This window comes from Curtobacterium sp. YR515, from assembly GCF_900113095.1.
In the GTDB taxonomy this organism is placed as follows: domain Bacteria; phylum Actinomycetota; class Actinomycetes; order Actinomycetales; family Microbacteriaceae; genus Curtobacterium.
In genome coordinates this window covers 249,659-271,700 of record NZ_FOOD01000005.1, presented here as the reverse complement: position 1 = coordinate 271,700, position 22,042 = coordinate 249,659, and the positions used below count along the sequence as shown (strand labels likewise).

Here is a 22,042-nt window from a genome sequence, read left to right as displayed (position 1 = left end):
CGTTGTCGCGACCAGCATCACGAGCGAAGGTCAGTGTCCGCGCGATCGCGGCACTGGCCTTCGCCGCTGTCGTCGTGGTGGCGCTCGACCAGGGCGTGAAGGCGCTCGTCGTCGCCAACCTGCCGTACGGCACCGTCGTCCCGGTCCTCGGGAACGCCCTGCAGCTGCTCTACGTCCGGAACCCCGGTGCCGCGTTCTCGTTCGCGGTGAACATGACGTGGGTGTTCTCGATCGTCTCGACCGCCGTGGTCGTCGCGATCATCGTGTTCGCTCGGCGGATCCGCTCGATGTGGTGGGCACTCGTGCTCGGCATGCTCCTCGGCGGGGCGCTCGGCAACCTGCTCGACCGGCTCTTCCGTGAGCCCGGCTTCGGTCGCGGCCACGTGGTGGACTTCATCTCGACCCCGTGGATGATGCCCGCGATCTACAACATCGCCGACTCGTTCATCTGCATCAGCATGGTGGTCTTCGTCCTGCTGGTGATCCTCGGGGTGAACCTCGACGGCACCCGCGCCCTCTCCGCGAAGCAGCAGCGCGCAGTGGACGCGGCGCGTGCGCAGTCGGACGCCTCCGAGGCGGACGAGCACCGCGCCTCCCGGCCCCTGGTCGAGGACCCGCGCGCGCCGCGTGACGGGCGGGACACCCTCGGGCACGACGCGACGTGACCGAGAGCCGTTCCCTGCCGGTCCCGGACGGGCTCGCCGGTGAGCGTGTCGACGCCGCCATCGCGAAGCTCCTCGGGTTCAGCCGTTCCTTCGCTGCCGAGGTCGTCTCGGCCGGCGGCGTGACGGTCGACGGGGTCACCGTGGACAAGTCCGACCGGTTGCACGCCGACTCCTGGCTGCAGGTCGAGTGGACGCCGAAGGAAGCCCCCCGGATCATCCCGGTCGAGGTCCCCGGCATGACGGTCGTGCACGACGACGACGACATCGTCGTGGTGGACAAGCCGATCGGCGTCGCCGCACACCCCTCGCCCGGCTGGGACGGCCCCACGGTCCCCGGTGGCCTCGCCGCCGCCGGCTTCACGATCGCGACCTCCGGTGCCGCCGAACGCGCGGGCATCGTCCACCGGTTGGACGTCGGCACCTCGGGGCTGATGGTCGTGGCGAAGACCGAGCTTGCGTACACGCACCTCAAGCGCGCGTTCAAGGACCGCACGGTCGAGAAGGTCTACCACGCGCTCGCGCAGGGGCACCCCGACCCGACCTCCGGCACGATCGACGCGCCCATCGGCCGACACCCCTCGAGCGACTGGAAGTTCGCGGTCACGGCCGACGGCAAGCCGAGCGTGACGCACTACGAGACCCTCGAGGCGTTCCGCTCCGCGACCCTGCTCGAGGTGCACCTCGAGACCGGTCGGACGCACCAGATCCGGGTGCACATGGCGGCGACCCGGCACCCGCTCGTGGGCGACACGATGTACGGGGCCGACCCGGTGCTCGCCGAGGAGCTCGGGCTCACGCGGCAGTGGCTCGACGCCGTCCGGCTCGGGTTCGAGCACCCGCGCACGGGGTCGTGGGTGTCGTACTCGGCGGAGTACCCCGACGACCTGCAGCGGGCGCTGGACCGCATCCGCGCCGCGTAGGCCGCGCCGGGCGCGCGCCGGGCGCGCGAGCGGGCACGTTCCGTCCCGCTCGGCGCGCCCAGGCGGCCGATCCCGCCCGCTCGGCGCCGCGCGTGCGGCGTGTCCCGCCCGCTCGGCGTGGGCGGCGGGCGCGGCCGGCCGAGGTCGCACGAAGTGTCGCTCTCGGCGCCGCGGAGCGGCACTTCGTGCGCTTCCGGCGGCACGCGCGCGGTGTGTTGCGCGCCCTCGGCGCCGCGACGCCCTGACGGACGGGAGGCGCGGGTCGGGCCCGCACCGCGCCTCCCGTCCGGCGGAGGCCGCGCCCGGCCAAGCCCGCCGAGATCGCGAAATCGGTCACTCTCGGCGCTGCGGAGCGGCACTTCGTGCGCTCTCGACGGCACGCGCGCGGCGTGTTGCGCGCCCTCGACGGCGCGCCCCGCGCGTGGCGCGACCCCCTGACGGACGGGAGGCGCGGGTCGGGCCCGCACCGCGCCTCCCGTCCGGCGGAGGCCGCGCCCGGCCAAGCCCGCCGAGATCGCGAAATCGGTCACTCTCGGCGCTGCGGAGCGGCACTTCGTGCGCTCTCGACGGCACGCGCGCGGCGTGTTGCGCGCCCTCGACGGCGCGCCCCGCGCGTGGCGCGACCCCCTGACGGACGGGAGGCGCGGGTCGGCCCCGCACCGCGCCTCCCGTCCGTCTCGACGCGCCCGGGTTTGTCCCCGGTCGCGGTTAGGCTGTTCCCAGACCGCAGCAGCTCCCGCGAACCGGAGGTTCCGTGTCGGATTCCGACTCCTTCGTCCACCTGCACGTGCACAGTGAGTACTCGATGCTCGACGGCGCCGCCAGGCTCGGCGACCTCGTGGCCGAGACCGCCGCGCAGGGCATGCCCGCCGTTGCCGTGACCGACCACGGCAACATGTTCGGCGCGTTCGAGTTCTGGAAGGCCGCCAAGGCCGGCGGTGTCAAGCCGATCATCGGGACCGAGGCGTACATCACGCCGCGCACCCACCGGACGGACAAGACCCGTGTGCGCTGGGGTGACGGCGGCGGCGACGACGTGTCCGGCTCCGGCGCGTACACGCACATGACGATGTTCGCCGAGAACACGACGGGCATGCACAACCTGTTCCGGCTCTCGAGCAAGGCGTCGATCGAGGGGTACTACTTCAAGCCCCGCATGGACATCGAGCTGCTCGAGGAGTACCACGAGGGCATCATCGCCACGACGGGCTGCCCCTCGGGGGAGATCCAGACCCGGCTGCGGCTCGGCCAGTACGACGAAGCCGTCAAGGCCGCGGCGGACTACCGCGACATCTTCGGCAAGGAGAACTACTTCGCCGAGGTCATGGACCACGGGCTCGAGATCGAACGTCGGATCATGAGCGACCTGATCCGGCTGGCGAAGGACCTCGACATCCCGCTGGTCGGCACGAACGACCTGCACTACACGCATTCGCACGACGCCAAGTCGCACGCGGCCCTGCTGTGCGTGCAGTCCGGCTCGACCCTGAACGACCCGAACCGCTTCAAGTTCGACGCCGACGAGTTCTACCTGAAGACCCCGCAGCAGATGCGGCACCTCTTCCGCGACAACCCCGAGGCCTGCGACAACACGCTGCTCATCGCCGAGCGGTGCAACGTCGAGTTCGACACCGCGGCCAACTACATGCCGAAGTTCCCCGTGCCCGAGGGGGAGACCGAGCACTCGTGGTTCGAGAAAGAGGTGGCCAAGGGCCTCGAGTACCGGTACCCCGACGGCATCACGCGCGAGGTCCAGGAACGCGCCGACTACGAGGTCGGCATCATCAACCAGATGGGCTTCCCGGGGTACTTCCTCGTGGTCGCCGACTTCATCAACTGGTCGAAGAACAACGGCATCCGCGTCGGTCCCGGCCGTGGTTCCGGTGCCGGCTCGATGGTGGCGTACGCGATGCGCATCACCGACCTCGACCCGATCCGGCACGGCCTGATCTTCGAGCGCTTCCTCAACCCGGACCGTGTCTCGATGCCCGACTTCGACGTCGACTTCGACGACCGGCGCCGCGGTGAGGCGATCAAGTACGTCACCGAGAAGTACGGGTCGGCGCGCGTCGCGCAGATCGTCACGTACGGCACGATCAAGGCGAAGCAGGCGCTCAAGGACTCCTCGCGCGTGCTGGGCTTCCCCTTCGGCATGGGCGAGAAGCTCACCAAGGCGATGCCGCCGCCCGTGATGGGCAAGGACATCCCGCTCACCGGGATCTTCGACAAGGACCACCCGCGCTACAAGGAAGCCGTGGACGTCCGCACGGTCGTCGAGACCGATCCCGAGGCGAAGACGGTGTTCGACACCGCCCTCGGGCTCGAGGGGCTGAAGCGCCAGTGGGGCGTGCACGCCGCCGGCGTCATCATGTCGAGCGATCCGCTGATCGACATCATCCCCGTGATGAAGCGCGAGCAGGACGGCCAGATCGTCACGCAGTTCGACTACCCGGCAGCGGAGTCGCTCGGCCTGATCAAGATGGACTTCCTGGGGCTCCGCAACCTCACGATCATCAGTGACGCCCTCGACAACATCAAGACGAACCGTGGGATCGAGCTCGACCTCGAGAACATGGGGCTCGAGGACCCCGAGGCGTACGCGCTCCTGCAGCGTGGTGACACCCTCGGCGTGTTCCAGCTCGACGGCGGGCCGATGCGCGGGCTGCTGCGCCTGATGAAGCCCGACAACTTCGAGGACATCTCCGCGCTCATCGCCCTGTACCGTCCGGGCCCCATGGGTGCGAACTCGCACACGAACTACGCGCTCCGCAAGAACGGCGAGCAGCCGATCACGCCGATCCACCCGGAGCTCGAAGAGCCCCTGCAGGACATCATCGGCACGACCTACGGCCTGATCATCTACCAGGAGCAGGTCATGGCCATCGCGCAGAAGGTGGCCGGGTTCTCGCTCGGCCAAGCGGACATCCTCCGCCGCGCGATGGGCAAGAAGAAGAAGTCCGAGCTGGACAAGCAGTACGCCGGCTTCGAGAAGGGCATGCAGGACAACGGCTACTCGGCCGCTGCCATCAAGACCCTCTGGGACATCCTGCTGCCGTTCTCCGACTACGCGTTCAACAAGGCGCACTCGGCGGCGTACGGCGTGGTGTCGTTCTGGACCGCCTACCTCAAGGCGCACTACCCGGCCGAGTACATGGCGGCCCTGCTGACGAGCGTCGGCGACGCCCGCGACAAGCTCGCGCTGTACCTCAACGAGTGCCGCCGGATGGGCATCAAGGTCATGCCGCCGGACGTCAACGAGTCGATCGGCTTCTTCGCCGCCGTCGGCGAGGACATCCGCTTCGGCATGGGCGCGATCCGCAACGTCGGCTTCAACGTCGTCGACGACATCGTCCAGGCCCGCACCGAGAAGGGCGCGTTCGAGTCCTTCCACGACTTCCTCCGCAAGATCCCGATCTCGTCGGCGAACAAGCGCACGGTCGAGTCGCTCATCAAGGCCGGTGCGTTCGACGAGTTCGGCGATTCCCGGCGGGCGCTCGTCGAGATCCACGAGGGCGCCGTCGAGGGTGCGGTGAAGGTCAAGCGCGACGAGGCCCACGGCAACGTCGGGTTCGACTTCGACTCGCTCTTCGCCGAGGTCGCCGAGGAACAGCCGTCGGCAGCCGTCGTGTCCCAGGTGCCCGACCGTCCGGAGTGGTCCAAGCGCGACAAGCTCGCGTTCGAACGGGACATGCTCGGCCTGTACGTCTCCGACCACCCGCTCGCCGGGCTCGAGATCGAGCTGGCGAAGCACCAGTCGATCACCATCGCCGACCTCATCGCGGCCGACGACTCGGTCGAGGGTGAGACGGTCACCGTCGCGGGGCTCTTGACGAGCGTGCAGCACCGGGTGGCGAAGTCCAGCGGCAACCCGTACGGCATCGTCGACATCGAGGACTTCGGCGGCCAGATCGGCGTGATGTTCCTGGGCAAGACCTACCAGGAGTTCGGGCCGTCGCTCGTCGCCGACTCGATCGTGGTCCTGCGCGGCCGTGTCAACGTGCGCGACGACGGCAAGGCCCTGCACGCGGTGAGCATGTTCCAGCCGAACGTCGGCGACGCCATGGGGTCCGGGCCGCTCACGTTGAGCCTGCCCGAGCGGCAGGCGACGACCACGACGGTGACCGAACTCGCCGCCGTCCTCGGTCGGCACAGCGGCGAGACCGAGGTCCGGTTGAAGCTCATCAAGGACGACGTCGCCCGCACGTTCGAGCTGCCGTTCCCGGTGAACCTGACGCCCGACCTCTTCGGCGAGCTGAAGAGCCTGCTCGGGCCGCGCTGCCTGGTCTGACGATGGCCGGGCACCGCATCTTCGGCACGCCGTTCGCGGCGGTGTACCCGCACTACCTCGCGAAGGTGGAGCGCAAGGGGCACACCAAGGCCGAGCTCGACGCGGTGATCGAGTGGCTCACGGGGTTCGACGACGCCGCGCTCGAGAAGCACCTCGCCGACGAGACCACGTTCGAGGACTTCTTCGCGGCCGCGCACCTCCATCCGAACGCACCGCTCATCACCGGCGTGATCTGCGGCGTCCGGATCGAGGAACTCGACGACCCGCTCATGCGGCAGATCCGGTACCTGGACAAGCTCGTCGACGAGGTCGCGAAGGGTCGTCCGATGTCGAAGGTGCTCCGGACCGCGTGAACACCGTGGCGGGCGGTCCGGACGCCGGCACCCTGCGTGCCTTCGGCGTGGGCGACCAGCGGCTCGAACGGCTCGCGGGCGGGCGCGGGCTGACCTGGCGCGCCGGCGACGTCGTCCTCCGACCGCACGACGGTGCGACGGTGACGGACTGGCGGGCGGGCGTCCTCGCCGAACTGGCGCACACCTCGACGTTCCGCACACCTCGACCCGTCCGGACGGTCGACGGACCCTGGCACGCCGGCGCCCGGCGGGACGGACCCTGGCGCGCCGGCTCATGGGAGGCCTGGGAGTGGCTGCCCGGCCGCGCCGACGAGACCCGGGTCGCCGACGTCATCCGCGTCGGGAACGCCTTCCACCGAGCGATCGCACACCTCGACCGCCCCGCGTTCCTCGCCCCGTCCACGCCGCGCCCCGAGGACCCGTGGGGCCGCGCCGACCGGATGGCCTGGGGAGCAGCGCGCCTGCCGGACGACCCCACGCTCGACCGCCTCGCCGCGGCCTTCCGGCCCGTCCGAGCACGGTCGCAGCTCGTCCACGGCGACCTGCTCGGCAACGTCCTCTTCGCCGATGCCGCCGATGCCGCCGAGGGCGCCGTCCCCGCCGTCCCCGCCGTCATCGACTGGCCGCCGTCCTGGCGACCCGCCGGGTTCGGCGCGGCCGTCGCCGCGGTGGACGCCGTGTGCTGGCACGGCGTCCCGGTCGCGCAGCTCGGCGCGCTCGGTGCCGACGTCGCGGAGTGGGACCAACTGCTCGTCCGCGCGCTCGCGTTCCGCATCGCGACGCTCCACCTGCTCGGCGCCTGGGACGCGGCAGCCGCCGCCCGACACCGCCCCGTCGTCGACGCGCTGGCCTGACGACGCGGGCCCCGGGCCCCGTCAGCGCGGGCCAGGAGGCGCGGTGCCGGTCCGCCACCGACCCCCCGTCCGCGCTCGGTAGGCTTGACCACCTGATGATGCAGCGAATCGACCTCCGTGGCGGCCTCCCCGACCGTGCCGAACTCCTCCGACTCATGCCGCGCGCCGCCGGTGACGTCTCGCACGCGGTGGACGCCGCCCGCGAGCTCGTCGACGCCGTCCGCGAGCACGGGGCGTCGGCGCTGCACGACCAGGCCGAACGGTTCGACGGGGGAGCGCCCGAGCACGTGCGGGTCCCCGCTGCCGAGATCGCCGCGGCCGTCGCCGGCCTCACGCCCGAACTCCGGGAAGCGCTCGACGAGGCCATCCGCCGGGTCCGGGCAGCGAGTGCGGCCCAGGTGCCCACCGCGTCCGTGACCACCCTGGCCGACGGCGCCGAGGTGCACCAGCGGTGGCAGCCGATGCGCCGCGTGGGCCTCTACGTGCCCGGTGGCAAGGCGGTGTACCCGTCGAGCGTCGTCATGAACGTCGTCCCCGCCCAGGTCGCCGGCGTGCGGTCGATCGCGCTCGTGTCGCCCCCGCAGCGTGACCACGGGGGAGCGGTGCACCCGACGATCCTCGCGGCGGCCGGCCTGCTCGGCATCGACGAGGTCTACGCCATGGGCGGCGCCGGAGCCGTCGGTGCGCTGGCGTACGGCGTCCCGTCGATCGGCCTCGAGCCCGTCGACCTCGTCACGGGGCCCGGCAACAACTACGTCGCAGCGGCCAAGCGCCTCGTGCGCGGTGTCGTCGGCATCGACGCCGAGGCCGGCGCGACGGAGATCCTCGTGATCGCCGACGACACCGCGGACCCCGGGTACGTGGCCGCCGACCTCATCAGCCAGGCCGAGCACGACGAGCAGGCCGGCAGCGTGCTGGTGACGACGTCGGCGGCGTTCGCCGACGCGGTGGAGGCGGCCATCCCGGAACGTGCTGCGCGTGTCGGGACCGCGTCGCGCCTCCAGGTCGCCCTGGACGGACCGCAGTCCGCGATCGTGCTCGTGGACTCGCTCGCCGACGCGGCGACCGTGAGCAACGCCTACGGGCCGGAGCACCTCGAGATCCAGACCGCCGACGACGACGCGGTCCTCGCCGACATCGACGCCGCGGGCGCGGTGTTCGTCGGGCCGAGCACGCCCGTCAGCCTCGGCGACTACCTGGCCGGGTCCAACCACGTCCTGCCGACCGGCGGGCAGGCGCGCTTCGGCTCCGGGCTGTCCGCGTCGACGTTCCTCCGCCCGCAGCAGGTCATCCGCTACTCGCCCGGGGCCCTCGCCGAGGTCGCGCCGCACATCGTCGCCCTCGCGACCGAGGAGCAGCTCCCCGCGCACGGCGCCGCCGTGACGGAGCGCACGAACCGGTAGCCTGGGGTCGACATGTTCTGCCCCTTCTGCCGCCACCCGGACTCCCGCGTCGTCGACTCCCGGACGAGCGACGACGGAACCTCCATCCGTCGCCGTCGTCAGTGCCCGAACTGCGGCCGCCGTTTCTCGACCACCGAGACCGCTTCGCTCAACGTGGTGAAGCGCAACGGGGTGACCGAGCCGTTCAGCCGCGACAAGATCGTGTCCGGCGTGCGCAAGGCCTGCCAGGGACGCCCGGTGACCGACGGCGACCTGGCGATCCTCGCGCAGCGCGTCGAGGAGACCGTGCGGTCCTCGGGGTCGAGCCAGATCGACGCGAACGACATCGGGCTCGCGATCCTCGCGCCGCTCCGCGAGCTCGACGAGGTCGCCTACCTCCGGTTCGCGAGCGTCTACCAGGCCTTCGACTCGCTCGAGGACTTCGAGGACGCCATCGGCCAGCTCCGCCGCGACCACCACGGCGCGGCCGACCCGGTCGCCGGCTCGTCCCCGGCCGGGGCCGGCGCGTGAGTGGCATCGCGGAACGGATCGTCCGCGGCGGGTACTCCGTCGTGTTCCGCTCGGTGTTCGCCAACATGGACCCCGAGCGCGCGCACCACATCGCGTTCGCGGTGATCAAGTGGCTGCCGCACGTGCCCGTCGTCGGACGGCTCGTCGAGCGCTACTCGCGGCCGTCCGCCGCCGACGGCGTGACGACCATGGGGATCCACTTCCCGTCGCGCTTCGGCTTGGCCGCCGGGTTCGACAAGGACGCCCGGGGGATCGCCGGACTCGGTGTCCTCGGGTTCGGGCACGTCGAGGTCGGCACCATCACCGCCAAGCCGCAGCCCGGCAACGAGCGCCCGCGGCTCTTCCGGCTCATCCCCGACCGCGCCCTCATCAACCGCATGGGCTTCAACAACCACGGTGCCGCCGCAGCAGCACGGCGGTTGGAGCGTGCCCGCCGCAACCCCGGGCGACCCGTCATCGGCGTGAACATCGGCAAGAGCCGGGTCGTCGCCGTCGAGGACGCCGTCGACGACTACCTCGAGTCGACGCGCAGGCTCGCGCCGTTCGCGGACTACCTCGCGGTCAACGTCAGCTCGCCGAACACGCCCGGGCTGCGCGGTCTGCAGGAGCTCGACCAGCTCCGCCCGCTGCTCACCGCCGTGCGCGACGCCGCCGGCAGGGTGCCGGTGCTGGTGAAGATCGCGCCGGACCTCACTGATGAGCAGATCGACGCGATCGCCGGGCTCGCCGTCTCCCTCGGGCTGGCCGGTGTCATCGCGAACAACACCACGATCTCCCGCTCGGGACTCCGCACGCCGGCTGTGGACGTCGAGGCGATGGGTGCCGGCGGTCTGTCCGGTGCACCGGTCGCTGCTCGGTCGCTCGAGGTCCTGCGGCGGGTCCGGGCCGCGGTGCCGTCGGACTTCTGCGTGATCGCGGTCGGCGGCGTCACGACCGAGCAGGACGTGCAGGACCGCATCGACGCCGGGGCGACCCTGGTGCAGGGCTACACGGCGTTCCTCTACGAGGGGCCGACCTGGGCGACGCGGATCAACCGGCTCCGGCGGCGGCGGTCGGGGCGCGCGGCGCGCTGACGTCGCGCGCGCGTCGCCGAGCGGGCGCGCTGGCGTCGCGTGCGCGTCGCCGGGCGGGCGAAGTACGTCACGCTCGACGCGTGGTGGCGGTGCGTTCTGCCCGCTCGGCGAGTCGTACGCGGCGAGTCGTGACCGGCCGGGGTCGCGGGTCCGGGTTTAGGCGTCCGTCGTCGGGTCCGGGTGTCCGTCGTCGAGGTCGCACGACACGCCGCGTGTGCTGTGGCGAGGTCGCGCAATGCGCCGTCGCGCGCGCCGCGGAGCGGCACTTCTCGCGACCTCGCCGATGCGTATCGCGCGGGTCGCATGGCCGCGTCGAGCACCTGACGGACGGGAGGCGCGGGTCGGGGCCGCACCGCGCCTCCAGTCCGGTGGGTGGTCGGCGCGTGCCCCGGCAGTTGGTCGGTAGTCCGGCGAGCGGGCGGGACGCGCCGCTCGCGTTCGGCGAGCGGGCGGAATGTGCCGTGCGGCGCCCGCGAGCGTGACGGATACTGCCCGCTCGGCGGGGCCGGCGGGGCCGGCGGGGCCGCCGGGGACGGCGGGGCCGGCGGGACCGCGGGGGACGGCGAGGGCCGGCGGGGGCCGGGCCGGGCGCCGGGAACGACGCAGCGCCGCCCGGCGGACCGGACGGCGCTGCGATGGGGAGCGATCAGACGGTGGGGTACTGCCCGCGCCTGACCTGCGGCTTCGGCAGGCGCAGGAAGCGCAGCTGCCACGCCCGCGTGAGGATGTAGAGGAACGTCCCGCGCTGCATCGAGCCGAACTTGGCCGTCAGCTTCTTGCGGAACGACAGCCAGAGCACGATGCAGTCGAGCACGAAGAGCGCCACGAACGCCCACACGAGCAGCAGCGAGTACGACGCGATCACGGTCTGCGACGCGGCGAACCCGACGATGAGGAACAGCACGAGCACCGGCATCATGATCTCGCCGACGTTCCAGCGGGCGTCGATCCAGTCACGCACGAACTTGCGCTGCTCGCCCTTGTCCTTCGCGGGGAGGTAGCGCTCCTCGCCGTTGGCCATGCCGACGCGGGCCTTCTCGCGCTCGTTCGTGAGTCGTGCACGAGCCGCCTTCTTGTCCTCGGCGGAGCCGCCGACGATGGGACGGCGGTTCGCCGCCTCGCGCTCGCGACGGGTCGGCGTCGGACGGCCCTTCCCCTGTTCGAGGAGCTCGGCCTCGGACGGGTTGACGGTCGTGTTGGTCTTGGGGGCTGCCTTCGCCACGATGCGTTCCTGACTGCGGTCTGCGTGCTGGATCGTCCTCTAGATTACGGGACATGACCGACACCGACCAGCACGCCGCCGCCACCGACCCCGCACTCCTCGACGCCCTCCGCGAACACGTGCAGGGATCGCTGCCCTCGACGATCGCCGACCTGTCCGACCTGGTGCGGATCCCGTCGGTGTCGTGGTCGGCGTACGACGAGTCGAACGTGCTCGCGAGCGCCCGTGCCGTGGCGGACCTGGCCCGGAGCACCGGCGTCTTCACGGACGACCAGGTCGAGATCATCCGGTCGGCGATCAGTGACGCCGACCCGCACGAGCTCGGTCAGCCCGCGGTCCTGGCGGTCCGCCCGGCCCGCAACGGCAAGCCGACCGTGATGCTCTACGCCCACCACGACGTCCAGCCGCAGGGCGACGACGCGCTCTGGGAGACCCCGCCCTTCGAGCCGACGCTGCGTGGCGACCGCCTGTACGGCCGCGGTGCCTCGGACGACAAGGCCGGCGTGATGACCCACATCGCGTCGCTCCGGGCGCTGCACGCGCAGTTCGGCGACGACCTGGAGCTCGGCGTCGTCCTGTTCATCGAGGGCGAGGAGGAGTTCGGCTCGCGGTCGTTCCGCACGTTCCTCCGCGAGCAGCAGGAGCACCTCGCCGCCGACGTCATCGTCGTCGCGGACAGCGACAACTGGTCGACCGAGGTCCCGTCGATCACCGTCTCCCTGCGCGGTAACGTCACCTTCAAGCTGACCCTGACGACCCTCGAGCACGCGAGCCACAGCGGCATGTTCGGGGGAGCGGCGCCGGATGCCATGATCCCGATGGTCCGTCTGCTCGCCTCGCTGCACGACGACGACGGCGCCGTCGCGGTCGAGGGCCTCTCCTCGTACGAGGCCGACGTGCCCGAGCGCACCGAGGAGCAGCTCGCCGCCGACGCGGCACTGCTCCCGGGTGTCCGTCCGGTCGGCCGTGGCGACGTGCTCTCGCGGATGTGGTTCCAGCCGTCGATCACCGTGACGGGCATGGACGTCCCGAGCGTCGCGAACGCGTCGAACACCCTGCTGCCGACGGTCTCCGCCCGGGTCTCGGTGCGGGTCGCGCCGGGGCAGGCCGCGACGGACGCGTACGCCGCGGTCGAACGGCACCTGCGGGCGCACGTGCCCTTCGGCGCCCGGATGGAGATCAGCGAGCCGGACGCCGGAGACGGGTTCCTCGTGGACACCGCCGGTTGGGCCGTCCAGGAAGCGCGGACCGCGATGGCCGAGGGCTGGGGCGAGTCGCCCGTCGAGCAGGGCATCGGCGGCTCGATCCCGTTCGTCTCGGACCTCGCCGCTCAGTTCCCGGAGGCGCAGATCCTCGTGACCGGCGTCGAGGACCCGGACACCCGCGCGCACAGCCCGAACGAGTCGCAGCACCTCGGCGTCCTCCACCGCGCCATCGCATCGGAGACGATCCTGCTCGCGCGTCTCGCGACTCGCGGCTGACGGTGCTTACAATCGGTCCAAGCGCGGTGAACGACACCGCACGGAGGGAGACGCGCGGATGAGCGACACCATCACCGACCACGCACCGACGACCGAGGCGCCGTCGCACGGCGTCCTGCTCAGCGACGCGGCCGCGGCGAAGGTGGCGAGCCTCCTCGAACAGGAAGGCCGCGACGACCTCCGCCTGCGCCTCGCCGTCCAGCCCGGCGGGTGCTCCGGCCTGATCTACCAGCTCTACTTCGACGAGCGCCTGCTCGACGGCGACGCCACGGCCGAGTTCGGCGACGGCGTCGAGGTCGTCGTCGACAAGATGAGCGTCCCGTACCTCGACGGCGCCTCGATCGACTTCGAGGACACCATCCAGAAGCAGGGCTTCACGATCGACAACCCCAACGCGCAGGGCAGCTGCGCGTGCGGTGACAGCTTCCACTGATCTCCGTCGACCCGACACGAGCGGGGAGTGACCGACACGGTCGCTCCCCGCTCGTTCGCTCCCGGGCGTGGCATCCCGCACGACCAGGGAAAACCCGCCCGGACGGAGTGCGGATCGCGGCCCGAGGTGTGTCGCGTGTGCGCGAGCGGTCCCGAGCTGCGAGTAAGCTAGGAGTGTTCCAACCAAGCTGGGAGCGAGCCATGCGCGACCTTCACGTCGCGGCCTGCTCCGGTTTCACGTTCTTCCGAGAGGTAACAGTGCGTTCGAATCGCCGTATACGTTGGGCGGCCGTCCCGGTGGCCGTCGGTCTGGTCATCGCACTGGCTGGTTGCACGCAGCAGCAGCTGAACGGATGGCTCCCCGGCACGGAGGAGACGAAGGACGTCACCAACCACACGAGCCGCATCGTCGGCCTGTGGACCACCAGCTGGGTCGTGCTGCTCGCGGTCGGTCTGATCGTGTGGGGCCTCATCATCTGGGCAGCGATCGTCTACCGCCGCCGCAAGGGCCAGACCGGCCTGCCGGTGCAGATGCGCTACAACATGCCGCTCGAGATCTTCTACACGATCGTGCCGCTGATCCTCGTGCTCGGCTTCTTCGCCTTCACCGCCAAGGACCAGGCCGCGATCGAGCAGCCGTTCAAGAACGCCGACGCGACGATCCACGTCTACGGCAAGCGCTGGGCGTGGGACTTCAACTACATCAACGAGGACGACAAGTCCAAGAGCGTCTACTACCAGGGCATCCAGGCCCAGGAAGAAGAGAACGCCAACGGCGCGATCGACGAGTCGCAGCTCCCGACCCTCTACCTGCCCAAGGGCAAGAAGGTCCACATCGAGCTCTCGTCCCGCGACGTCGACCACTCGTTCTGGATCATCGACTTCCTCTACAAGAAGGACATGCTCCCGGGCAAGACGAACGACGAGTACTTCATCCCGCAGAAGCTCGGTACCTACCAGGGCAAGTGCGCGGAGCTGTGCGGTGAGTACCACTCGCTCATGCTCTTCCAGGTGAAGGTCGTCACCCCGGCCGAGTACCAGAAGTACCTCGACTCGCTCGAGGAGCAGGGCAAGGTCGGTCTGCTCGGCAACGAGTACAACACCAACACGAACGAACCCAACGACAAGACGCCCGTCACGGCGTCGAGCGACAACAAGTAGGGGCTCCGTCAGATGACCACGTCACTCGTCGGCCAGCCGGCTGCAGGGACCACGACACTGGACTTCCAGGCGTCGAAGGTCGGCCGGAAGGGCAACATCATCGTCCGGTGGATCACCTCCACGGACCACAAGACCATCGGGTACATGTACCTGATCGCCTCGTTCATCTTCTTCCTGCTCGCGGGTGTGATGGCGCTCGTCATCCGTGCCCAGCTCTTCGAGCCCGGCCTGCACGTGGTCGCGACGAAGGAGCAGTACAACCAGCTCTTCACGATGCACGGCACGATCATGCTGCTGATGTTCGCGACCCCGCTCTTCTCGGGCTTCGCGAACGCGATCATGCCGCTGCAGATCGGTGCGCCGGACGTCGCCTTCCCGCGTCTGAACGGGTTCGCCTTCTGGCTCTACCTGTTCGGCTCGCTCATCGCCGTCGGCGGCTTCCTCACCCCGCAGGGCGCCGCGTCGTTCGGGTGGTTCGCCTACGCGCCACTGAGTGACACGACGTTCACACCAGGGCTCGGTGGCACCCTCTGGGTCTTCGGCCTCGGCATGACCGGCTTCTCGACGATCCTCGGTGCGGTGAATTTCATCACCACGATCATCACGATGCGTGCCCCGGGTCTGACCATGTTCCGCATGTCGATCTTCACGTGGAACACCCTCGTGACCGCGCTGCTCGTGCTGATGGCCTTCCCGGTCCTCGCCGCCGCGCTGTTCGGCCTCGGTCTCGACCGCGTGTTCGACGCGCAGATCTTCAACCCGGCGAACGGCGGAGCCCTGCTCTGGCAGCACCTCTTCTGGTTCTTCGGCCACCCCGAGGTGTACATCATCGCGCTGCCGTTCTTCGGCATCGTCTCCGAGGTCTTCCCGGTGTTCAGCCGCAAGCCGATCTTCGGGTACAAGACCCTCGTCTACGCGACCATCGCCATCGCGGCCCTCTCGGTCACCGTGTGGGCGCACCACATGTACGTCACCGGTGGCGTCCTGCTCCCGTGGTTCTCGCTCATGACGATGCTCATCGCGGTCCCGACCGGCGTGAAGATCTTCAACTGGGTCGGCACGATGTGGCGCGGTTCGGTCACGTTCGAGACGCCACTGCTCTGGGCCGTCGGCTTCCTCATCACCTTCACGTTCGGTGGTCTCACCGGTGTGATCCTGGCGTCGCCGCCGCTCGACTTCCACGTGTCCGACTCGTACTTCGTCGTCGCGCACTTCCACTACGTGGTCTTCGGAACCGTCGTGTTCGCGATGTTCTCCGGCTTCTACTTCTGGTGGCCGAAGTGGACGGGCAAGATGCTCAACGAGCGCCTCGGCAAGATCCACTTCTGGCTCCTGTTCATCGGCTTCCACACGACGTTCCTCATCCAGCACTGGCTGGGCGTCATCGGCATGCCGCGTCGCTACGCGACCTACCTGCCGAACGACGGGTTCACCTGGATGAACCAGCTGTCGACGATCGGCTCGATGATCCTCGCGATCTCGTTCCTGCCGTTCATCTTCAATGTCTACGTGACCGCCCGGAACGCGCCGAAGGTCGCCGTGAACGACCCGTGGGGCTACGGCCGCTCGCTCGAGTGGGCGACCAGCTGCCCGCCGCCGCGGCACAACTTCACGTCGATCCCGCGCATCCGTTCGGAGTCGCCGGCGTTCGACCTCAACCACCCCGAAGCGGGTGTGCCGATCGGTGTGGGTCCGGCCAAGGACGCCCCCGACGCTCCGACCTACGACGCCGCGAAGGGCGAGGTGAAGTAAGGCGATGCGCGCCAACACCAACCTGTTCTGGATCCTCTTCGGGTTCTTCATCCTCGCGGACGCCGCGTACACCATCTGGTCGCTGCTCTACTACGGGCGGCCGGAGTGGGTCGGCACCGTGGCCATCGGCCTCACCGGGATCATGTCCGCGTTCATCGCGTTCTACCTCGGCAAGGTCATGTCCTCCCAGGGCGGGGTCCTCCCCGAGGACCGCCCCGACGCCAACATCGAGGACGGCGACGCCGAGCTCGGGCACTTCAGCCCGTGGTCGTGGTGGCCCATCCTGCTCGCGGGTGCGACGGCGCTCTGCTTCCTCGGTGTCGCAGCCGGGCTGTGGATCGTCCCGATCGGGCTCGCCTGCGTGGCGATCACCCTCGTCGGCTGGGTCTACGAGTACTACCGCGGCAACTTCGGTCACTGACCTGGACCTCCAGCGCACCTGACTTCGGGCGGCACCACACCGGTGCCGCCCGAAGTGCGTCCAGCACCACACCGGAACGGCAGCACGACCTCCGGAACGCAGGCACACCAACGAACCTGCTCGTCCGGGAATCAACCGGTCCGCCCGCGGCTTGGCCTCAAGCGGACCACCCCCACCACAGCGAAAGGAGTCACCTCCGGTGACCGACAAGCGCACTCTCATCATCTTCGGCGCGACGGGCGACCTCGCCTCCCGCCTGCTGCTGCCGGGCCTCGGCACGTTCCTGCAGAGCGGTCGAGCGGTGCCCGTCCAGCTCATCGGCACGGGCCGCAGCGCCCGCAGCGAGGAGCAGTGGAAGGACGTCGTCACGAAGTCCTTCGCGTCGCAGGACGTGAAGGGCCCGGAGGTCGACGCCACCCTCGCGTCGACGCAGTTCATCCAGGGTGACCCGACCGACCCCGAGCACCTCAAGGCGCTCTTCGCCGCGGCCGACGCCGACGCCGAGCCGATCCTCTACTTCGCGCTCCCGCCGCAGATCGCCTCCGACATCTGCGAGGCGCTCCAGCAGGTCGAGCTGCCCGAGGGCACGACCCTCGCGTTCGAGAAGCCCTTCGGCACGGACGTCGCCAGCGCGAAGGCCCTCAACGAGACGGTCCTCAAGCTCGTCCCCGAGGAGCGCGTGCACCGCACCGACCACTTCCTCGGTCGCACCACGGTGCTCAACATCATCGGTCTGCGCTTCGCGAACCGCCTGTTCGAGCCGATCTGGAACGCCGAGAACATCGAGAAGGTCGACATCTTCTACGACGAGACCCTCGGTCTCGAGAACCGCGCCCAGTACTACGACGAGGCCGGCGCGATGGTCGACATGATCCAGTCGCACCTGCTGCAGATCCTCGGCATCGTGACGATGGACGCCCCGGCAGACATCGACGCGGTCGAGTTCCGCTCGTCCCTGGCCCGGGTGCTCCGTTCGACCGAGCTCAAGGGCGGCGACCCGAAGATCGCGTCGCGTCGTGCGGTCTACACGGCCGGCACCATCGACGGCAAGGAGCTGCCGTCGTACCAGGACGAGGACGGCGTCGACAAGTCGCGCGGCACCGAGACGCTCGCCGAGATCTCGGTCGAGGTGGACACCGCCCGCTGGAAGGGCGTGCCGTTCACGCTCCGTTCCGGCAAGGCACTCGGCAACAGCCGCAAGGAGGTGCTGATCACCTTCAAGCCCGTGACGCGCCTGCCCTCCGGCCTGTCCGGTCGGCCGAAGACGGACACGCTCCGCATCGTGCTCAACCCCGACGAGATCGAGCTGACGGTGTCGGCCAACGGCGGCGGCAACCCGTTCGAGATGGGCCAGGTCACCCTGTCGTCCTCCTTCGCGGACGGCGAGCTCACCCCCTACGGCGAGGTCCTCAACGGGATCTTCCACGACGACCCGCTGCTCTCGATCCGCGGTGACGTGGCCGAGCGCTGCTGGGAGATCGTCGAGCCGGTCGTCGACGCCTGGAAGGCGGACGAGGTCCCGCTCGAGGAGTACCGCGCGGGGTCGCGCGGCCCGGCGGACTGGGAGTCCTCGTCCTGACGGACGTGACGGTGACGCCCTGATGGGGCGGTGACGACGGACGGGAGGCGCGGTGCCAGCTGGTACCGTGCCTCCCGTCCGTCTGCGGTCACGACCACCGCGTCAGGCGGGTGTGCCGGCCCGCTCGCCCTCTCCGGTCCACGAGCGGGTGCCGCCGTCGTGCACGGCGAGTCGGGTCCGGTGGCCGGCCGCCGTGCCGCGCGCCCGCGCGATCGCGTCCGCGGCGGACACGAGCGTGAGGTGCGACAACGCTTGCGGAGTGTTCCCGATGTGGTGGCCGGTCGCGACGTCGATCTCCTCGGAGAGCATGCCGACGTCGTTCGCGTACCCGACGAGCACGTCCATCAGCCGCTCGGCGTCCTCCACGCGCCCGGAGGCGGCGTACTGCTCGACGAGCCAGAAGGAGCACGCGAGGAACGGGTGCTCGCTGCCGGAGAGCCCGTCGAAGCCGGACGAGGTGCGGTACCGGAGCACGAGGCCGTCGTCGCCGGTCCGGAGGTCCTGCTCGATCGCGGCGACGGTCCCGGTCATCCGTGGATCACCGGGCTTCACGTAGCCGATCTGCGGCAGGACGAGCAGGCTGGCGTCGACCTCGTCGGTGTCGTAGTGCTGGCGGTAGCTGCCACGCTCGGCGTTCCACCCGTGCTCCTCGATCTCGGCGCGCACCTCGGCGCGGAGAGTCCGCCAGCGGTCGACGGGGCCCTCGAGGCCGAACTCCTCGACGGCTGCGACGCCACGGTCGAACGCCGCCCAGATCATCGCGCGCGAGTGCGTGAAGTGCCGACGGGGCCCGCGCATCTCCCAGATGCCGTTGTCGGGCTCCTGCCAGTGCTCCTCGACGTACCCGAGCAGGGCGCGCTGGAGTGCCCACGAGTCGGCGTTCTCCTCGACACCGAGCTCGCGGGCGTCGTGGAGCGCCGCGAGGACCTCGCCGAAGACGTCCCCCTGGTACTGCGTGTAGGCGCCGTTGCCGATCCGGACGGGCGTGGAGCCCGCGTACCCGGGCAGGTTCGGCAGTTCGCGTTCGGGGAGCTCGCGCTCCCCGGCGATGCCGTACATGATCTGCACGTCGGCGGGGTCGCCGGCGATCGCGCGGAGGAGCCAGCCGCGCCAGTGCATCGCCTCGTCGCGGTACCCGTGCGCGATGAGGGACGCGAGGGCGAGCGAGGCGTCGCGGAGCCAGACGTAGCGGTAGTCCCAGTTGCGTTCGCCGCCGGGGTCCTCGGGCAGGCTGGTCGTCGCGGCCGCCACGACACCGCCGGTCTCGGCGTGGGTCATCGCACGGAGCAGGAGGAGCGACCGGCGGGCCGCCTCGGCGTACCGGCCCTCGGTCCGGGCGGTGGCCATCCAGTCCCGCCACCAGTGCACGGTGCGGTGCAGGGCCTCGTCGACGTCGAGGGGCTCCGGCGGCTCGCGGTGCGACGGGTACCAGGTGAGGACGGTGTCGAGCACGTCGCCGTCGTGCACGGTGGTGGTGGCGGTGTGCCGGTGGTCGTCGGCGCGGAAGCGGACGCCGCGGACGATCACGGACCCGGGTCCCGCCGTGGCCAGCAGTGCCGGGTCCTCGTCGCCGCCGATCTGCCGGACCCAGGGGAGTGCGAGGGCGTAGTCGAACCGGATGCGCAGCGTCTGTCGGAGCTCCACGCTGCCGCGGAGCCCCCGCACCCGCCGGACGATCGTCGCCCGGTGCGCACCGATCGGCATGAACTCGGTGACCTCGACCACGCCGGTGCTCGTCGTCCACACGGTCGCGAGCACGAGCGTGTCGTGGTCGTACCGGCGGGTCGCGGTCGCGTCCGGGTCCGTGGGGCGGAGAGTCCAGTGCCCGTGGTCCTCGGTGCCGAGGATCGAGGCGAAGGTCGACGGGCTGTCGAAGCGGGGCAGGCACGCCCAGTCGACGGTGCCGTCGCGCCCGACGAGCGCGGCGGTGTAGGTGTCGCCGATCAGCGCGTGGTCCTCGATGCGGTTGGTCGGTGTGTCAGCCGGGCTCATGGGCCGATCCAACCACCGCCGCCTCGGGAGGCCGGGGTGGTTGCTGAGGGATGGCTCAGGCCGGGTCGTCCGGGTCGGCGCGGGTGATGCCGACCCGTGCCAGCTCGGACCACATGCCGGCGCCGTCCGGGGCGTAGACCCAGGGCGCCGAGGACTCGCGCGAGCGTTCCTGGGCGCGGGACCGCCCACCGGCGAGGACGGCCTCGCTCGTGGAGAGCTGGCGGATGGCGACGCCCGCGACGTTCTCGGGGTGGGCCCGGGCGAACTCGCCGTAGAGCGACTCGTCGTGCTGCCCGTCGTCGCCGACGAGGAGCCACTGCACGTGCGGGAAGTCCTGGGCGAGTCGTTCGAGGTTCTGCTGCTTGTGGAGCTGGCCGCTGCGGAAGAACCGGTCGTGCGTGGGACCCCAGTCGGTGAGCAGCAGGGTGCCGGAGGGGTAGAGGTTCCGGCTGAGGAAGCGCTGCAGCGTCGGCGCGACGTTCCAGGCGCCGGTGGAGAGGTAGACCGTCGGGGCGCCGGGGTGCTGCGCGAGGACGCGTTCGTACAGCACCGACATGCCCGGGACGGGCCGGCGCCCGTGCTCCGTGAGCACGAAGGAGTTCCAGGCCGCGAGCATCGGGCGGGGGAGCGAGGTCACCATGACGGTGTCGTCGATGTCCGACAGCAGTCCGAACCGCGTGTCCGGGTGCACGATGAAGACGTCGGCCTCGACGTCGCGCATGCCCCCGGCGGACAGCTTGATGGTGCGCCAGCCCGGCTCGAGGTCGATCGGCACGATGGTGTCGACCACGCCGCCGCGGTCGGACTGCACCACGTGCGAGGTCCCGCCGGCGGTGATCGTGACCTCGGCGTCGTCGACCGCGACGCTCGTGAAGCTCCGCCAGCCGCGCACACCGTAGAAGGAGGCGTCGGATGCGAGACCCCGACGCGTGAGGAGGACCCGGCAGAGGACGCGGACCCACCCGGGTGCGCCGTAGCCGGTGTACGGGATGACGGTCGGCACCAGCCCCCGGCGGCGCGCCCGGTGCTCGCGGAACTCCTGGACGGCGTCCTCGATGCGGGCCGCCCGGTGGAGGATCGGCTCGGCCAACGACGGCTCGTGGGGCGTCGGGTCGGGCATCGCCCCATCATTCCACGTCCGACCTGGCACACGTACGACCTCACACGTGTACTGGGAGAGTCGCAGCGATATTCCAGCCGGTCTCTGCGACAGTTGTGACCGTCACACCCACATGAGTCGCGCTGTCGGCGCAAGAGGAGAACACGTGCTCGTCACCGAGGTATCGAACGCACTGCCGGGGGGATCATCACTGCTCAGGAACGAGCCGGTCCAAGCCCGCAGTTCGGCGCGCCTCGCCGGCCTCCTCGACGCCGCGGCCGCGGTGATCGACGAGATCGGGTTCGAGCGCCTGACCACCGCGATGGTGGCCGAGCGGGCGGGGGCGTCCATCGGCACCGTCTACCGCTACTTCCCGGACCGCATCGCCGTGGTCGAGGCACTCGCGATCCGGAGCACCCAGCGCCTGGCCGAGCGGTTCATCACCGCCCTCGACACCAGCGAGGCGACGACCTGGCAGGCCGCCTGCGACGCGCTCATCGACGTCACCGCCGAGATGTACCGCACCGAGCCGGGGTTCCGGGCGATCCGCTTCGGCGACGCGGCGGACACCGGCACGGGCGACGCCGAGGACCGGATGGCGGCACTGGGGAGCGCCGTCGCCCACATCATGCACGAGCGGTTCGGCGTGCCGACGGGGGAGCGCATCGAGCGGACCTGGGTGGTCCTCGCCGAGTCGTCGCACGCCGTCCTCGCGCGGGCGCACCGTGACCCGGCGAACCCCGAGACCGCACTGATCGAGGAGTACCGGGCGATGAGCCGCGGGCACCTCGAAGCGGTGATCGCGGCCTCCTGACACGCCGAGCGGCAATCCGACGA

Annotated in this window: 18 protein-coding genes; 15 read left to right on the top strand and 3 right to left on the bottom strand. The window is 70.5% G+C overall.

The window, feature by feature from the left end:
- Positions 1–2: 2 nt before the first annotated feature.
- The 8 genes from lspA (at position 3) to BM028_RS15435 (ending at position 10,066) form a co-directional block, all read left to right on the top strand.
- A complete protein-coding gene (gene lspA / locus BM028_RS15470; RefSeq protein ID WP_254789629.1) occupies positions 3–665 on the top strand; it encodes a signal peptidase II in 663 nt (220 codons plus the stop codon).
- A complete protein-coding gene (locus BM028_RS15465) occupies positions 662–1,585 on the top strand; it encodes an RluA family pseudouridine synthase (protein WP_092387622.1) in 924 nt (307 codons plus the stop codon). The genes lspA and BM028_RS15465 overlap by 4 nt, the downstream gene beginning before the upstream one ends.
- 805 nt (positions 1,586–2,390) lie before the next feature.
- Complete coding sequence (dnaE, locus tag BM028_RS15460; RefSeq protein WP_070419540.1) at positions 2,391–5,873, top strand: DNA polymerase III subunit alpha; 3,483 nt, start codon at positions 2,391–2,393, stop codon at positions 5,871–5,873.
- A gap of 2 nt (positions 5,874–5,875) precedes the next feature.
- Complete coding sequence (locus BM028_RS15455; protein WP_092387620.1) at positions 5,876–6,226, top strand: DUF2200 domain-containing protein; 351 nt, start codon at positions 5,876–5,878, stop codon at positions 6,224–6,226.
- Positions 6,223–7,080 (top strand): aminoglycoside phosphotransferase/kinase family protein, encoded by an 858-nt coding sequence (locus BM028_RS15450; RefSeq protein ID WP_254789627.1) that lies wholly within the window; start codon positions 6,223–6,225, stop codon positions 7,078–7,080. The genes BM028_RS15455 and BM028_RS15450 overlap by 4 nt, the downstream gene beginning before the upstream one ends.
- A gap of 95 nt (positions 7,081–7,175) precedes the next feature.
- Positions 7,176–8,483 carry a histidinol dehydrogenase gene (gene hisD / locus BM028_RS15445; protein WP_092387618.1) on the top strand — a complete coding sequence of 436 codons (1,308 nt, stop codon included), beginning with the start codon at positions 7,176–7,178 and terminating at the stop codon, positions 8,481–8,483.
- A gap of 12 nt (positions 8,484–8,495) precedes the next feature.
- Positions 8,496–8,993, top strand: a complete 498-nt coding sequence (nrdR, locus tag BM028_RS15440) for a transcriptional regulator NrdR (RefSeq protein WP_070418661.1) — start codon at positions 8,496–8,498, stop codon at positions 8,991–8,993.
- Complete coding sequence (locus BM028_RS15435; protein WP_092387616.1) at positions 8,990–10,066, top strand: quinone-dependent dihydroorotate dehydrogenase; 1,077 nt, start codon at positions 8,990–8,992, stop codon at positions 10,064–10,066. The genes nrdR and BM028_RS15435 overlap by 4 nt, the downstream gene beginning before the upstream one ends.
- A gap of 646 nt (positions 10,067–10,712) precedes the next feature.
- On the opposite strand, the gene BM028_RS15430 is transcribed toward BM028_RS15435, so the two are convergent.
- The gene (locus tag BM028_RS15430) at positions 10,713–11,288 is read right to left on the bottom strand and encodes a DUF3043 domain-containing protein (RefSeq protein WP_071294805.1); all 576 of its coding nucleotides are present in this window, start codon (positions 11,286–11,288) and stop codon (positions 10,713–10,715) included.
- Between the two features lie 53 nt (positions 11,289–11,341).
- Between BM028_RS15430 and BM028_RS15425 the strand changes: the two genes are divergently transcribed.
- The 6 genes from BM028_RS15425 (at position 11,342) to BM028_RS15400 (ending at position 18,114) form a co-directional block, all read left to right on the top strand.
- Complete coding sequence (locus BM028_RS15425; protein WP_092387614.1) at positions 11,342–12,769, top strand: dipeptidase; 1,428 nt, start codon at positions 11,342–11,344, stop codon at positions 12,767–12,769.
- Between the two features lie 58 nt (positions 12,770–12,827).
- Positions 12,828–13,202: a HesB/IscA family protein gene (locus tag BM028_RS15420; protein ID WP_092387612.1), complete on the top strand. Its 375-nt coding sequence runs from the start codon at positions 12,828–12,830 to the stop codon at positions 13,200–13,202.
- Positions 13,203–13,459: 257 nt separating this feature from the next.
- The gene (ctaC, locus tag BM028_RS15415) at positions 13,460–14,362 is read left to right on the top strand and encodes an aa3-type cytochrome oxidase subunit II (RefSeq protein WP_070418664.1); all 903 of its coding nucleotides are present in this window, start codon (positions 13,460–13,462) and stop codon (positions 14,360–14,362) included.
- A gap of 12 nt (positions 14,363–14,374) precedes the next feature.
- Positions 14,375–16,114 carry an aa3-type cytochrome oxidase subunit I gene (gene ctaD, locus BM028_RS15410; RefSeq protein WP_070418665.1) on the top strand — a complete coding sequence of 580 codons (1,740 nt, stop codon included), beginning with the start codon at positions 14,375–14,377 and terminating at the stop codon, positions 16,112–16,114.
- A 4-nt stretch (positions 16,115–16,118) separates the two neighbouring features.
- A complete protein-coding gene (locus tag BM028_RS15405; protein ID WP_092387608.1) occupies positions 16,119–16,535 on the top strand; it encodes a cytochrome c oxidase subunit 4 in 417 nt (138 codons plus the stop codon).
- Positions 16,536–16,734: 199 nt separating this feature from the next.
- A complete protein-coding gene (locus tag BM028_RS15400; RefSeq protein WP_092387606.1) occupies positions 16,735–18,114 on the top strand; it encodes a glucose-6-phosphate dehydrogenase in 1,380 nt (459 codons plus the stop codon).
- A 102-nt stretch (positions 18,115–18,216) separates the two neighbouring features.
- Here the strand turns inward: BM028_RS15400 and BM028_RS15395 are convergent, their stop codons facing one another.
- Both BM028_RS15395 and BM028_RS15390 read right to left on the bottom strand, forming a co-directional pair.
- Positions 18,217–20,106, bottom strand: a complete 1,890-nt coding sequence (locus tag BM028_RS15395; RefSeq protein WP_092387604.1) for a glycoside hydrolase family 15 protein — start codon at positions 20,104–20,106, stop codon at positions 18,217–18,219.
- 55 nt (positions 20,107–20,161) lie between these two features.
- Positions 20,162–21,226: an App1 family protein gene (locus BM028_RS15390; RefSeq protein ID WP_071294809.1), complete on the bottom strand. Its 1,065-nt coding sequence runs from the start codon at positions 21,224–21,226 to the stop codon at positions 20,162–20,164.
- Between the two features lie 145 nt (positions 21,227–21,371).
- On the opposite strand from BM028_RS15390, the gene BM028_RS15385 reads away from it, so the two are divergent.
- Positions 21,372–22,019, top strand: a complete 648-nt coding sequence (locus BM028_RS15385; RefSeq protein WP_175496097.1) for a TetR/AcrR family transcriptional regulator — start codon at positions 21,372–21,374, stop codon at positions 22,017–22,019.
- The last annotated feature ends 23 nt before the right edge of the window (positions 22,020–22,042 follow it).

What these genes read in the sequence shown, in the direction of transcription:
- dnaE (WP_070419540.1), top strand. Translation starts at nt 2,391, where the DNA reads ATGCTCGACGGCGCCGCCAGGCTCGGCGACCTCGTGGCCGAGACCGCC.
- BM028_RS15455 (WP_092387620.1), top strand. Translation starts at nt 5,876, where the DNA reads ATGGCCGGGCACCGCATCTTCGGCACGCCGTTCGCGGCGGTGTACCCG.
- hisD (WP_092387618.1), top strand. Translation starts at nt 7,176, where the DNA reads ATGATGCAGCGAATCGACCTCCGTGGCGGCCTCCCCGACCGTGCCGAA.
- nrdR (WP_070418661.1), top strand. Translation starts at nt 8,496, where the DNA reads ATGTTCTGCCCCTTCTGCCGCCACCCGGACTCCCGCGTCGTCGACTCC.
- BM028_RS15425 (WP_092387614.1), top strand. Translation starts at nt 11,342, where the DNA reads ATGACCGACACCGACCAGCACGCCGCCGCCACCGACCCCGCACTCCTC.
- BM028_RS15420 (WP_092387612.1), top strand. Translation starts at nt 12,828, where the DNA reads ATGAGCGACACCATCACCGACCACGCACCGACGACCGAGGCGCCGTCG.
- ctaD (WP_070418665.1), top strand. Translation starts at nt 14,375, where the DNA reads ATGACCACGTCACTCGTCGGCCAGCCGGCTGCAGGGACCACGACACTG.
- BM028_RS15405 (WP_092387608.1), top strand. Translation starts at nt 16,119, where the DNA reads ATGCGCGCCAACACCAACCTGTTCTGGATCCTCTTCGGGTTCTTCATC.
- BM028_RS15395 (WP_092387604.1), bottom strand. Translation starts at nt 20,106, where the DNA reads ATGAGCCCGGCTGACACACCGACCAACCGCATCGAGGACCACGCGCTG.
- BM028_RS15390 (WP_071294809.1), bottom strand. Translation starts at nt 21,226, where the DNA reads ATGCCCGACCCGACGCCCCACGAGCCGTCGTTGGCCGAGCCGATCCTC.